Here is a 13,520-nt window from a genome sequence, read left to right as displayed (position 1 = left end):
TACGCCTGCCCCATCATGTCCACGTATCAGCGTCATCGCCTCACGCCATGGATGCTCATGGCGCCTCAGCTTGTCATCGTGCTGGTGTTTTTTTTCTGGCCGGCAGCGACGGCCCTGCGACAGTCCCTTTATGTGCAGGACGCCTTCGGGCTGGGAGAAACCTTCGCCGGGCTTTCGAACTTTACCCGGGTACTGGCCTCGCGAAGCTATCACGAGGCTTTGTTCAACACGGCCATTTTCAGCGTCAGCGTGGCGCTGGGGGCCATGGCCATTGCGCTGCTGCTGGCCACCATGGCCGATCGGGTCCTGCGCGCCAGCCGCGCCTATCGCACGCTGCTGATCTGGCCCTACGCCGTCGCCCCCGCCGCGGCCGGCGTTTTATGGATGTTCATGCTTGACCCCACGCTTGGCGTACTGACCCGGGCGCTGACGGTGCTGGGCATTGACTGGGATTTCCGGCTCAACGGCGGCCAGGCCATGGCGCTGGTGATTGTTGCCGCCATCTGGCAGCAGATGAGCTACAACTTCGTATTCTTTCTGGCCGGCCTTCAGGGCATTCCGGCCAGCCTGCTGGAGGCGGCCGCCATTGATGGAGCCGGCCCCTGGCGGCGCTTCTGGACCATTACCTTTCCACTGCTGTCCCCCACCACCTTCTTTTTGCTGGTCATGAACACGATCTACGCCTTTTTCGAGACCTTTGGCACCATCGACACCACCACCGGCGGCGGGCCGGGCGGCGCCACCCGCACGCTGGTCTACAAGCTCTATCAGGACGGCATCGTGGGGCTGGATCTGGGTGGCTCGGCGGCGCAGTCGGTGCTGTTGATGGCGATGGTCGGTCTTTTGACCCTGGCGCAGTTTCGCTATGTCGAACGCCGCGTGCAGTACCACTGATCATTTTTTGTTGTCATTGATCCTCATCAGGAAGCCTTGCCATGCGCTATCACCGACCAAACCTTGATGCACTGGCCCACACCCTGCTGATCATCGGGGCGCTGATCTTCATGCTGCCCGTCATTCTGGCCGTGCTGGCCTCCACCCAGACACCCGGCGCGCTGTTTTCTGGAACGCTGCCGCTGTCGTTCGGTGCCAGCGGGCTGGATCACTATGTCACGCTGTTAAGCGAGCCGGTGCGCGGCATTGGCGTGCCCGCCTGGCAGCTGATGCTCAACTCGCTTTTGATGGCGCTGGGCATCGCCATCGGCAAGCTGACCATCGCCATTCTTGCTGCCTACGCGCTGGTCTTTTTTCGCTTTCCGTTTCGCCGCTGCTGCTTCTGGCTGATCTTTGTGACGCTCATGCTGCCCATCGAGGTGCGCATCGTACCGACCTATGGCGTGGCCGCCAGCCTCGGCCTGCTCGACAGCTATCCGGGACTGGTGCTGCCGCTGATTGCCAGCGCCACGGCAACCTTTTTGTTTCGCCAGTTTTTCATGACGCTGCCGCCTGAACTAATGGAAGCCGCCCGGGTGGATGGCGCCGGGCCGTGGCGGTTTTTTGTCGACATTTTGCTGCCGCTGTCGCGAACCAATATCGCGGCGCTTTTCGTCATCATGTTCATCTACGGCTGGAATCAGTACCTGTGGCCGCTGGTCGCCATGAGCAGCGCCGATAACGCAACACTTGTGATGAGTCTCAAGCGGCTGACCCTTGCCACCGACGGTACGCCGCCCTGGCATCTGGCCACCGCCATGACGGTACTGGCCCTGCTGCCACCGGTGGTCGTGATCATCATCATGCAACGCTGGTTCATCAAGGGCCTGGTGGATACGGAGAAGTGACATGGCAACACTCGAACTCAAACGTCTTCGAAAGCGCTATGCCGGCGGCAGCGATGTGCTCCATGACATTGAGCTGAGCATCAGTGATGGCGAGATGATCGTGGTCGTCGGCCCGTCGGGCTGTGGCAAGTCAACGCTTTTGCGCATGGTGGCGGGGCTTGAAACGATCAGCGGCGGTGAGCTTTTGATCGACGAGACATGCGTCAACGACCAGGAGCCGGCCGAGCGCGATATCGCCATGGTGTTTCAAAACTATGCGCTCTATCCCCACATGAGCGTTTTTGACAACCTGGCCTACAGCCTCAAAAACCGGGGGACGCCGAAAGATGAGATTGCCCGGCGCGTCGAGGCAACCGCCCGGCTTCTGGACATCGCCACGCTTTTGGATCGAAAACCCCGCCAGCTCTCCGGCGGGCAGCGCCAGCGCGTGGCCATGGGTCGCGCCGTGATTCGAGAGCCGCGCGTGTTCCTGTTTGACGAGCCGTTGTCCAACCTGGACGCCAGCCTGCGCGTGCAGATGCGCCAGGAGATTCGCGCCCTGCAGCAGCGCCTGGGCATCACCTCACTTTATGTGACCCACGATCAGACCGAGGCCATGACCATGGCCGACCGGCTGGTGGTGATGAACGCCGGACATATCGAACAGATCGGCACGCCGATGGCGCTGTTTCGAAAACCGGCCACCCGCTTTGTCGCCGGCTTTATCGGCTCACCGGCCATGAACTTTCTGACCTTTGCCGCCAATGACCTGCCCGGCTGGCTGACCCGGGTGCCGACCGAGACCGAGGCGCCGCTCGCGGGCGAGTTGAGCGTGGGCATCCGGCCCGAGCACATCACGCTTACACCACAGGGCGCCGGGCACATCGAGGCTCGTATCGAGCTGGTGGAGCCGCTGGGCTCGGAGAGTCTGGTGCATGTGCGACCGGCGGGTGACGGTGCACGGCTGGTGGTCCGTTACGCCGGTACCGAGCTGCCCACTGTCGGCCAGACCATCGGCCTGAATCTTCAAGGGCCGTTTCATCTGTTTGATGAGCATGGACAACGACTGGCAACCCGGCCCAGACTTGCCGACACGATTTGTTCCATGGAGCCCTGACACATGCAGCTACCCCGCTATATTGCCCACCGTGGCCTGTCAAAACACGCGCCGGAGAACACGCTGGCCGCCATTCAGGCGGCAGCCGATGCCGGCTGTGAATGGGTTGAACTCGACGTTCAGTGTCTGGGCGACGGTACGGCGGTGATCTGGCATGACGCAGACGTTGATCGCTGCAGCGACGGTCAGGGGGCACTGATCGACATGACCCGTGATCAGATCCGCCCTCTGGATGTCGGCAGCTGGTTCTCACCGGCCTTTCGCGGCGAGCGCATGGCGCTGCTCGATGAAGCGCTCTCGCTTGTCAGCGCCCTCGAGATGGGCCTGAACCTGGAGCTCAAGGTCAACCCCGGTCACGACCCGGTCGCCCTTGCCAATGTCGCGGTTCATCGCGCCCGCCAGGTTCTGCCGCTGGATCGTCTGCTGGTATCAAGCTTTGACATGACCGCGCTTGAAAGCGCCCGGGCGCAGGATGAGAAGCTGGCGCTGGGGCTTTTGTATGAAGCCGTTCCGCGGCGCTGGGCCAGCGATGCCGAGCGGCTTCGCCCGGTCAGCGTGCATGCCGACTGGACCCGTCTTGATCAGGAGCGGCTTATCGAGATCCAGAGCGCCGAACTGGCCATGCTTTGCTACACGGTCAACGACCCCGAGCGCTTCGCCTCTTGGTGGGACCACGGCGTCAACGGTGTCATCACCGATGACCCTGCCCTGTTTGATTCGCGCTATCAGCGTCGAACGCGCGGCGACGGCAGCCGCAAGCCGCGCTAAAGGCTCTGAAGCGTGTGAAGTCCAACAGGTGAAAAAGCCCCGAAACGAACACTGCCAGCGCATGGCTGGCAGTGTTGATCGTGCTTGTGGGGGTCGGCTCAGGTAAAAAAGAGCTGGCGCAGGGCGTCGCCCGGGTCCGCTTCCCGCATGAAATGCTCGCCCACCAGAAAGGCGTTGACGTTGCCGCGACGCATGCGCGCCACATCCTCGCGAGTGGCAATGCCTGATTCGGTGACCACCCGCACGCCTTCCGGCACCTTCTCGAGCAGTTCAAACGTGGTGTCCAGCCGGGTCTCGAAGGTATGCAGGTCTCGATTGTTGATGCCCACCAGCGCCAGATCCAGCTTCAGGGCTCGTTCGAGCTCTGCCATGTTGTGCACTTCGACCAGCACGTCCATGCCAAGCTCGATGGCCAGCGTATTGAGCGTTTTCATCCGACGGTCATCGAGTGCGGCCACGATCAGCAGGATCGCATCGGCGCCCATGCTGCGCGCTTCATAGACCTGATAGGGCGCGACGATAAAGTCCTTGCGCAGCACCGGCAGCTGACAGGCGCCGCGGGCAGCAATCAGAAAGCGCTCGCTGCCCTGAAAGTAGTCGGCATCGGTCAGAACGGACAGACAGGCCGCCCCGCCGGCTTCATAGCGCTGAGCGATGGCAACCGGGTCAAAATCGGCGCGAATGATGCCCTTTGAGGGCGAGGCCTTTTTGATCTCGGCAATCACGGCCGGGTCGCCGTTGGTCAAACGCTGATTCAGCGCGGCGGCAAATCCGCGGGTGGCCGGCGCCTGCTCGGCGCGGGCACGCAGCGTGTTCTCGCTGATGCTGGCCGAGCGCTCGGCAATCTCTTCATGCTTGCGGGCCATGATACGGGTCAGAATGGTAGGCAGCGTACTCATGCGGTGTTCCCTGAAAATCGCCGGGGCGCGCGCGTCACACCCCGGCGCTATTGTAGTGAGTCAGTCGCCGGCCTCGGCCAGTCGGGCAGAAAACTCTGCCAGTGCGTCCAGTTTTGCAAGCCCCTGCCCCTTGGCAAGAGCCTCACGTACGGTCTGTACGCCTTCCCTGATGGAGCCGGCCACGCCGGCCACATACAGCGCGGCGCCTGCATTGTAGGCCACCATATCGGCGGCCACGCCTTCGCCGCGCAGTGCGGCCTTGACCAGCACCAGGCTGGCATCGCTGCTGTCGGCGCGGATCGTTTCCAGCGGCTGACGCTCAAGACCAACATCTTCCGGCGTCATCACATACTCGCTGATGTCCCCCTGATACAGCTCGGCCACCCGGGTGCTTGAGGCAATGGAGAACTCGTCAAGGCCGTCCTCGGCGTGCACCACCAGCACATGCTGGCTGCCCAGGCGTCTGAGCACCGTTGCCATGGGCACCAGCAGGTCGGGGCTGTAAACGCCGATGACCTGACGCGTGGCACCGGTGGGGTTGGTGAGCGGCCCGAGGATATTGAACATGGTACGAACGCCCAGCGCCTTGCGCACCGCCACGGCGTGACGCATGGCCGTATGGTGGTTGGGGGCGAACATGAACCCGACCCCGACCTCCTCGATGCAGCGAGCAATCTGCTCGGAGGAAAGTTCCAGCGATACGCCGGCACGGGCGAGCAGGTCGGCACTGCCGGAACTGCTGGAAACGCCGCGCCCGCCGTGCTTGGCCACGTTGGCACCGCAGGCCGCCGCGGCAAAGCTTGCTGCGGTCGAGACGTTGAACAGCCCCGCGCCATCGCCACCGGTGCCGACGATATCGACCACGTTGTCGGCATCGACGTGCACCGGATACATCAGCTCGCGCATGACCATCACGGCGGCCGTAATCTCGTCGACGGCCTCGCCTTTCATGGCCAAACCGACCAGAAAGCCGCCCATCTGCACCGGATCGGCTTCGCCGCGCATGATGGTCGACATGACCGTTCGCATCTCGTCGAGTTCGAGGTCTTCACGGCGCGTGACGCGCGAAATGGCTTCCTTGAGTTCCACGACTCTCTCTCCTTGCCACGGGCAGCACACGCCACCCGAAGGGGTTTATCGCATCAGTGGGAAGACACGTCCGGTGCTCAGGCCTCGGCGGTCGCCCCGCGGGGAGCATCGAGCGGCTGACGCTTGAGGAAGTTGGCCAGAAGCTCGTGGCCCTGACGTGACAGGATCGACTCCGGGTGAAAGAGCACGCCTTCCATGTCCAGCGTCCGGTGACGAATGCCCATCACGATGCCAGGGGTGACGTCGTCACTGACCGTCGTTGACGTGATCTCGAAGCACTCGGGCAGCGTATCGCGCTCGAGAATCAGCGAGTGATACCGCGTGACTTCCAGCGGATTTTCAAGGCCTTCAAAGGCCCCTTTCCCGTCATGATCGATCATCGACGTCTTGCCGTGCATGACCATCGGTGCCCGAACCACCTGGCCGCCATAGGCCTGACCGATGGCCTGAAAGCCCAGACAGATCCCGAAGATCGGCACGCGGCCGGCGAAATGGCGAATCAGATCCAGCGAAATGCCGGCTTCACTGGGGCTGCAGGGCCCCGGTGAAATCATCAGATGGGTAAAGTCACGCTGCTCGATCTCCTCGATCGTGAGCGTGTCATTGCGGATCGTTTCAACCTCGGCCCCCAGCTCGCCCAGATACTGGACGATGTTGAAGGTAAAGCTGTCGTAATTGTCGATCATCAGGATTTTCATGGCTTTCCCTCCCCACGATGGCCGAGCGGTCGGTACATCGACGCAAAAGCGACCCGGCCGGTATTCGATGTTGGCGCGTTGATTCCAGCGAAATACGCCACTATTCGAGGTTGTCCAGCCCGCGCTCTGCCATGGCAACGGCGCGGAACATGGCACGACGCTTGTTGAGCGTCTCCTGCCATTCATTGTCGGGATCGGAGTCGGACACGATACCACCACCGGCCTGCACGTGAAGTTCTCCGTTTTTGATCACGGCGGTGCGGATGGCGATCGCCATGTCCATATTGCCCTGCCAGGAAAGATAGCCCACAGCGCCTGAGTAGATGCCGCGCTTGACCGGTTCGAGCTCGTCGATGACTTCCAGCGCGCGCACCTTGGGGGCACCGGAGAGCGTACCGGCCGGGAAGGTGGCACGCAAAACGTCCATCGGCCCCAGCGACGGTTTGATGCGCCCGGTCACGTTGGAGACGATATGCATGACATGCGAGTAGCGCTCGATGGTCATTTTATCGGTCAGCTCGACCGAGCCGGGCTCGCTGATGCGCCCCACGTCGTTGCGTCCCAGATCGATGAGCATGACATGCTCGGCAATCTCTTTGGGATCAGAGAGCAGCTCGTTTTCGAGCGCTCGATCTTCCTCTTCACTGGCGCCGCGATGACGCGTGCCGGCGATCGGGCGCAGCGTGATCTCGTCGTGATCCAGGCGTGCCAGGATCTCGGGAGAGGCCCCGACAACATGGTGGTCATCGAGATTGAAAAAGAACATGTAAGGCGACGGATTAAGGCTTCGAAGCGCCCGATACAAATCCAGCGGCGGCGCCTGATAGCCGATGGTCATGCGCTGGGAAGGCACACACTGCATCAGATCGCCGGCCGCCACGTACTCGCGAATGCGTGTGACGGCGTCCTTGTAGCCCTGCTCCGAGAAGCTGGCAAAGAAATCGTCCTCGGCCACCGCATTGCGACCGGTACCGGGACTTGAGGTGTTGATCGGGGTATGGCGAAGCTGATGCTCAAGCGTTGCCAGCCGCTCACGCGCCTGCTCGAGCGCGTTCGCCTCGCCCGGGTCGGCATGAACGAGCAGGGTCAGGCGCCCGGAGAGGTTGTCAAAGACCACCAGCTCGTCGGCCACCATCAGCAGGATGTCGGGCACATCGATCGGGTCGGGCTTTTCCACCCCGCGAAGACGCGGCTCGATCAGGCGAATGGTGTCATAGCCGAAATAGCCGACCAGCCCGCCGTCAAAGCGCATGGCGTCACTGGTTTCGGGGGCCCTGAAACGCTTTCGAAACTGCTCGATCCATTCCAGCGGGTCATCAACCTCGGTGGCCCCCTGCAGATAGTCATCCACGTAGTGGCGAACGGTAAAGCCGCGCACCTCGATGCGCTCGCGACAGGGCAACCCGATAATGGAGTAGCGCCCCCATTTCTCGCCGCCCGTGACCGATTCGAGCAAAAAGCTCCAGGGCGCGTTGGCAAGCTTTAGATAGGTCGACAGTGGCGTTTCAAGGTCGGCCAGCACCTCACGGGTGACCGGAATACGGTTATAGCCTTCGGCGGCGAGTTCGGCGAAGCGCTCGGATGTCATCATGTCGCTGGATCCTGTAGGGGTAGAGAAACGGTACTTCGTTGCAGGGAGCCGGTATCACCAGCGCCAGCGTTTGACGTTTCTCATCAGTCCGCAGGCCTTTGCATCAAATGACATGATTGTATCTCGCAAGCTGAAAATTCCTTCGCACGAAGGGGAAAAAAGGGCGAGCAGCGCGACCATGGCGCGTTTTCAACCCTAAACGAGTTCTTCAAGTGAATCAAGAAGATGGTCGGGGCCCAGCGCTTCGATGGGCGTGCCGTGGTTGTAGCCGTAGGTGACGGCCAGACAGCGACATCCCGCCGCCCTGGCCGCCTCGATGTCGCTGCGTGAATCACCGATCATCAAAACGCGCTCGGGCGCGATATCAAGCGACCCGGCCACGTGCAGCAGCGGCGCCGGGTCGGGCTTTTTCTGCGCCAGGGCGTCTGCGCCCAGCGTATGGGAGAAAAACCCTTCAAGCCCCATGGCCTTGAGAAGGGCATCGATAAAACGCGACGGCTTGTTGGTCACCAGCGCCTGATGAATGCCACGCTCGCGCTGAGCCTTCAGGCACTCGATCACCCCCGGATAACAGCGGGTGTGTAACGCCATGTGCTGCTCGTAGAACTGCATGAACAGTGCCAGCGCGTCATCGAGCTGCGTGCTGTCCGGGCCCTGAGGGCCAAAGGCGCCGACATGCTGCAGCGCCCGCTCGACCAGCCGCCTCGAGCCATTGCCGACCCAGTCACGCACCCGGTCAAGACCGACAGGCGAAAGATTCATGGCTGTCAGCATCTCATCGACGGCCAGCGCCAGATCCGGCGCCGAGTCGACCAGCGTGCCATCAAGGTCATAGATGATCAGGTCAATATTTTGGAGCGCATCGTGCATTTTCAAAGCATCGCTACAGGTGAATTCGGGCCATAATGACCCCATATACAGGAAAGCGGGCCTACCGGCCATGACCGGATCGAACCCACCGCGGCAGTGTCAAAAGTATCGACGCCAGATGTCGACAAGTCACGGTCCAATGTGACCGAAAGCCTTCAGGCCGTGGTCCGGCCATCGGGCCACCGCCTGAATGCTTTTCCTTTCATTTTCTCATGGAGCAATCAATGGCGATCCCTCGCATTGTTGTGGTCGGTGGCGGCGCCGGCGGTTTCGAACTGGTCACGCGTCTGGGGCGCAAGCTGGGCAAGTCAGGCAAGGCCGAAATCGTTCTGGTTGATCGCAACCCCACCCACATCTGGAAACCGCTGCTGCACGAAGTCGCCGTCGGCGTGATGGACTCAAGTCTTGATGAGGTGTCCTATCAGGGCCATTCGGCCAATGCCGGCTATCGCTACCAGATCGGCACGCTGTGCGGCCTGGATCGTGACCATCGCCAGATTCGTCTGGCCGCCATTCACGATGACAGGGAACGTGAGGTGCTGCCCGAGCGGCGACTCGACTATGACTATCTGGTGCTCTCGGTCGGCAGCGTGTCCAACGACTTTGGTACGCCGGGCGTGGCCGATCACTGCTACTTTCTGGACAGCGTCAGCCAGGCAGAAGCCTTTCGCAAGCAGATGCTCAACACCTTCCTGCGCTGCAGCAACCGTGAGGAAGAGGGCAATTCCGGCATGTCCGTGGCCATTGTGGGCGGCGGCGCCACGGGCGTGGAGCTTTCGGCGGAGCTTTTGAATGCCACGCAGATGCTTCACGGTTACGGCTTCAGCCGCATCAGCCGCCAGCAGCTCAAGATTCACCTGCTTGAAGCCGCCCCGCGGGTGCTGCCGGCCCTGCCCGAGCGCATCAGCCAGTCGGTGCATCGCGAGCTTGAACGCCTTGGCGTGGAAATCCACACCGACACGCGCGTCACCCAGGCCGATGAACAGGGCTTCGAGATTGCCGATGGCTCACGCATCGATGCCGACCTCACGGTCTGGGCGGCCGGCGTTCGTGCGCCTTCGGTGCTTTCGGAGCTCGGGCTTTCCACCCAGCGCAATCATCAGCTCAGCGTGCAGCAGAACATGCAAAGCGTTGATGACGAGCGCATCTTTGCCCTCGGTGACTGCGCGGCCTGCCCGCAGCCCGGTGACAAGATGGTGCCGCCGCGCGCTCAGGCCGCGCACCAGCAGGCCAATGTGCTTTACAAGAATCTGCGCGCGGCCATGGCCGGACGCGAGCTGACAGATTTCCACTACAAGGACATGGGCTCTCTGATCTCGCTGGCCCATTTTGACGCCGTGGGTAATCTCATGCGCGGCGCGTCTGCCAGGGGCGTACTGGTCGAGGGCTGGCTGGCCAAGATCTTCTACGCCTCGCTGTATCGCATGCATCAGGCTGCCATCCACGGCTATACGCGTACCGGCATTCGCATGCTGGTCGATCGCATCAATACGATCATCCGACCGCGGCTCAAGCTGCACTGATACTTCCTGCATCAAGGGGCCGCTTTTCAGCGGCCCTTTTTCATGGCCGCCCCCCTTGTCCTCAAGGCCCCCTGCCCGCCCGGCGCCGTTATCTGACGCGCCACGACCGATACTGCGACCAAGGTCTGGTTTCCCAAGGCGCTGTCGTATCGCAACCTGACCGGTACTGGGATCGTTCCCAGACGATATTTCACGGTGTCGGCAAACAGGCCATGACATGACAGCGCCCCCTTCATCAGCGTCCACCGGTGAGCGACGTCGCCCGACCATTCATGACGTGGCACGCGATGCCGGTATCTCCAAGACCAGCGTCTCGCGCTACTTCGGTCAGGAGCGCGCCCTGCTCTCCGATGCCATGATCGAGCGGATCGAGGCTGCCATCGAGCGGCTGGGCTTTGCCCCCGACCGCATTGCCAGCAGCCTGCGCGGGCGCCGTACCGGCCTGCTCGGCATGGTGGTGGCCGACATGCGCAACCCCTATACCGTCGAAATGCTGCATGGTGCCGAGCTTGCCTGTCGCGACTACGGCTACTCGCTGCTGGTCTGTAATACCGACAACGACGACCGACTCGAGCAGCGCCATCTGGCGGTGCTGCATGGCTATAGCGTGGAAGGGCTGGTGATCAACACCCGGGGTGGCAATGCCGCGACGCTGATCGCCCGGCGGGATGAGGGTCTGCCCATGGTGCTGGTGGATCGCCGTATCGACGGGCTCGACTGTGACATGGTGGGGCTGGATAACGACCAGGCCATGGCCCTGGCTGTATCGCATCTGGTGGATCAGGGCTACCGGCGTCTTTTAATGCTCACCGAGCCGGTCGCCGGCATCAGCTCCCGCGAGGCGCGTGTTCGTGCCTTTCATGATCGGACACGCGGCGCTGGCGTGTTCGCAGCGGTCCATGAATCCTGCGAAGAAAGCCTCGCCCCGCCCCCGCTTGCCGCCACGCTGGCCCGCTGGCTGAAGGCAAGCGAGACGCCAGGCGCCATCGTCTGTGCCAATGGCGTGATGACGCTTGCCGTGTGCCACGCCCTGTTTGCGCTGCTCAAGGCACCGTTTGAACGCGTCGGCGTGCTGGGCATCGATGAGCTGGACTGGTGCGCCCTGGTGGGGCCGGGCATTACGACCGTGGCGCAGCCGGTCAACGATATCGGCTACCGCGCCATTGAGACACTGGTGGGTCGCATTGAAGGTACAGCCGGCGTGTCACGAAACACGACCCTTGCGGCGCACCTGACGCCGCGCGGCTCCACTACACTCAGGATGGCATGAATATTTTACATCCAGAGGGTGTGATGGCCGTCACGGCCACACTCTCTGGGAACGTTTCCAAACCGGATAAAGCAAGGAGTCTGTCATGGGCCCGGTAATGATCTGCACCTCTGCCTTTGGCGCCGATCGGGTCAAGCGACTCGGTCAGGCAGGTGTTCTCGAACACATCAAGGCGGCCGGTGCACAGGGGGTCGAAATTCGTGAAGAGCTTTTAAGCGAGCATGACCTGCCGCTTGAGCAGCTGCGCTCGGCCATCGAGCAGGCCTCGCTGACCTGCGCCTTTTCCGCTGCCACACCGCTTTTTGATGAACAAAGCCGGCTCAACGCTGACAACATGGATCAGACGCTTGAGCGCGCCCGGGCACTGGGGGCGCAATGGATCAAGGTCGGCCTCGGACAGCTGTGCGCCGAATGCATCGATGATGGCGCCGCAGCGCTCAAGGCCCGATTTGGCGACCAGGCCCTGCCGATTTTGATCGAAAACGATCAGACCGCCTGCGGCGGCGACCCGCTGATCCATGCGGCGCTGCATCGCGCGCTGGAGATGCCCATGATCGGTACGACGCTGGATCTGGGCAACGGCTACTGGACAGACCACGACCTCTCGCAGGCTGCCAGCCGGCTGGGGTCAAGGGTGCGCTATGTGCACTGCAAGGCCGTCACCCATACGGATGGCCGCCCCGGCGCCTGCCCGCCGAACGAGGCGGCGCGCTCGCACTGGGCTGCGCTCTGGCACCATTTCCCGGCCGGTGTGCCCCGGGCCATCGAGTTTCCGCTGGATCATGACGACATCGACGCGACCGCGCGCCATGTCGATTCGCTGAAAGCGCTGGCGTAACGCGGCCCCCTTTCAGTTGCATTGCACGTCGGTACGCGGCCGCCATCGGCCCGTACCCCATCACCACAGGAGAGATCATGTCCTCGAAAAAAACCGTCATTGTCTACCAGCGCGCTTTAAAACCTGACCTGCGAGAAAAGCTCGAGCGCGAGTGCGAAGTGCTGGATTTTTCACAAACGCAGGACTTGGCGCAGGACAGCGAGTTTAAAAAGGCGCTGTCCCGGGCGCATGCCCTGATCGGCTCCAGCGTCAACCTTACTGCCGAGCTGCTCGATCAGGCACCGCATCTCGAGGTGGTGTCGAGCATCTCGGTCGGTGTGGACAACTACGATATCGACTATCTCAGCAAGCGGGGCATCGTGCTGTGTCATACGCCGGACGTTTTGACCGAAACCACTGCCGACACGGCCTTTTTGCTGGTGCTGGCCAGCGCCCGGCGAGCCGTCGAAATGGCGGAAATGGTGAAAAAGGGCGAATGGACCGGCGGAATTGCCGAGCCGCAGTTCGGTGTTGATGTCCAGGGCAAGAAACTCGGCATCGTCGGCATGGGCCGCATCGGTGCTGCGATCGCCCGCCGCGGGAAGTTCGGTTTCAACATGACGGTGAGCTATCACAACCGCTCGCGCCATGAGGATTTCGAGCGCGAGCTGGGCGCTGACTGGCAGGAACTCGATGACCTGCTGCGCGAGTCGGACTTTGTCTGCGTGACCGTGCCGCTTTCGAAAGCCACGCGCCACATGTTCGGCAAGCGCGAGTTCGAGCTGATGGGGGAAAACACCACCTTCATCAACATCGCCCGAGGCGGTGTGGTGGACGAACCCGCCATGATCGAGGCGCTGCAAAACGGCACCATTCGCGCCGCCGGCCTTGACGTGTTCGAAACCGAGCCGCTGCCGGCCGATTCGCCGCTGGCGCACATGGACAACGTCGTCGCCCTGCCCCATATCGGCTCGGCCACCCATGAAACCCGCTACGCCATGGCAGAGCTTGCCGTGGACAACGCCCTGGCCGTGCTCAAGGGGGACAAACCGCGGGCGCCCTATAACTGGGACGCGCTTGATCGCTGAGTCTTGATCGGATCACCCCATCAACACACG

Annotated in this window: 14 protein-coding genes; 9 read left to right on the top strand and 5 right to left on the bottom strand. The window is 62.2% G+C overall.

All coding sequences use genetic code 11. The features are described from left to right. Positions 1-15 precede the first annotated feature (15 nt). Genes ugpA through ACXMYO_RS03535 form a run of 4 tightly spaced genes read left to right on the top strand, consistent with a single transcriptional unit; the run spans position 16 to position 3,645 of the window. Positions 16-894 (top strand): sn-glycerol-3-phosphate ABC transporter permease UgpA, encoded by an 879-nt coding sequence (ugpA, locus tag ACXMYO_RS03550; RefSeq protein ID WP_457807830.1) that lies wholly within the window; start codon positions 16-18, stop codon positions 892-894. 41 nt (positions 895-935) lie between these two features. Further along, complete coding sequence (gene ugpE, locus ACXMYO_RS03545) at positions 936-1,781, top strand: sn-glycerol-3-phosphate ABC transporter permease UgpE (RefSeq protein ID WP_457807829.1); 846 nt, start codon at positions 936-938, stop codon at positions 1,779-1,781. A 1-nt stretch (position 1,782) separates the two neighbouring features. Beyond that, on the top strand, positions 1,783-2,877 hold the full coding sequence (locus ACXMYO_RS03540) for an ABC transporter ATP-binding protein (RefSeq protein ID WP_457807828.1): 1,095 nt from the start codon (positions 1,783-1,785) through the stop codon (positions 2,875-2,877). 3 nt (positions 2,878-2,880) lie between these two features. Next, positions 2,881-3,645, top strand: a complete 765-nt coding sequence (locus ACXMYO_RS03535) for a glycerophosphodiester phosphodiesterase family protein (protein WP_457807827.1) — start codon at positions 2,881-2,883, stop codon at positions 3,643-3,645. Positions 3,646-3,743: 98 nt separating this feature from the next. Here ACXMYO_RS03535 and trpC read toward each other — a convergent pair whose 3' ends face one another. The 4 genes from trpC to trpE all read right to left on the bottom strand — a co-directional run bounded on the left by trpC (position 3,744) and on the right by trpE (position 7,919). Further along, positions 3,744-4,544 (bottom strand): indole-3-glycerol phosphate synthase TrpC, encoded by an 801-nt coding sequence (gene trpC / locus ACXMYO_RS03530; protein WP_457807826.1) that lies wholly within the window; start codon positions 4,542-4,544, stop codon positions 3,744-3,746. Between the two features lie 60 nt (positions 4,545-4,604). Then, the gene (gene trpD, locus ACXMYO_RS03525) at positions 4,605-5,633 is read right to left on the bottom strand and encodes an anthranilate phosphoribosyltransferase (protein ID WP_457807825.1); all 1,029 of its coding nucleotides are present in this window, start codon (positions 5,631-5,633) and stop codon (positions 4,605-4,607) included. 77 nt (positions 5,634-5,710) lie between these two features. After that, the gene (locus ACXMYO_RS03520) at positions 5,711-6,331 is read right to left on the bottom strand and encodes an anthranilate synthase component II (RefSeq protein WP_457807824.1); all 621 of its coding nucleotides are present in this window, start codon (positions 6,329-6,331) and stop codon (positions 5,711-5,713) included. Between the two features lie 100 nt (positions 6,332-6,431). Further along, positions 6,432-7,919, bottom strand: a complete 1,488-nt coding sequence (gene trpE, locus ACXMYO_RS03515; protein ID WP_438768395.1) for an anthranilate synthase component I — start codon at positions 7,917-7,919, stop codon at positions 6,432-6,434. A 1-nt stretch (position 7,920) separates the two neighbouring features. Between trpE and ACXMYO_RS03510 the strand changes: the two genes are divergently transcribed. Then, positions 7,921-8,121: a hypothetical protein gene (locus ACXMYO_RS03510; RefSeq protein WP_457807823.1), complete on the top strand. Its 201-nt coding sequence runs from the start codon at positions 7,921-7,923 to the stop codon at positions 8,119-8,121. Here ACXMYO_RS03510 and ACXMYO_RS03505 read toward each other — a convergent pair. Then, complete coding sequence (locus tag ACXMYO_RS03505) at positions 8,118-8,792, bottom strand: phosphoglycolate phosphatase (RefSeq protein ID WP_457807822.1); 675 nt, start codon at positions 8,790-8,792, stop codon at positions 8,118-8,120. The genes ACXMYO_RS03510 and ACXMYO_RS03505 overlap by 4 nt on opposite strands. 224 nt (positions 8,793-9,016) lie before the next feature. Here ACXMYO_RS03505 and ACXMYO_RS03500 point away from each other — a divergent pair, with 224 nt between their 5' ends. The 4 genes from ACXMYO_RS03500 to ACXMYO_RS03485 all read left to right on the top strand — a co-directional run bounded on the left by ACXMYO_RS03500 (position 9,017) and on the right by ACXMYO_RS03485 (position 13,490). Next, positions 9,017-10,315, top strand: coding sequence for an NAD(P)/FAD-dependent oxidoreductase (locus tag ACXMYO_RS03500; RefSeq protein WP_457807821.1), 1,299 nt, complete (start codon positions 9,017-9,019; stop codon positions 10,313-10,315). A gap of 217 nt (positions 10,316-10,532) precedes the next feature. Then, positions 10,533-11,585: a LacI family DNA-binding transcriptional regulator gene (locus ACXMYO_RS03495; RefSeq protein WP_457807820.1), complete on the top strand. Its 1,053-nt coding sequence runs from the start codon at positions 10,533-10,535 to the stop codon at positions 11,583-11,585. 85 nt (positions 11,586-11,670) lie between these two features. Next, on the top strand, positions 11,671-12,423 hold the full coding sequence (locus tag ACXMYO_RS03490) for a sugar phosphate isomerase/epimerase family protein (RefSeq protein WP_457807819.1): 753 nt from the start codon (positions 11,671-11,673) through the stop codon (positions 12,421-12,423). A gap of 77 nt (positions 12,424-12,500) precedes the next feature. After that, complete coding sequence (locus tag ACXMYO_RS03485; protein WP_457807818.1) at positions 12,501-13,490, top strand: 2-hydroxyacid dehydrogenase; 990 nt, start codon at positions 12,501-12,503, stop codon at positions 13,488-13,490. Positions 13,491-13,520: the final 30 nt, after the last annotated feature.

It is taken from the genome of Kushneria sp. EE4 (assembly GCF_977968315.1).
The sequence above is the reverse complement of the archived record's forward strand: the minus strand, read 5'-3'. Positions and strand labels throughout refer to the sequence as shown.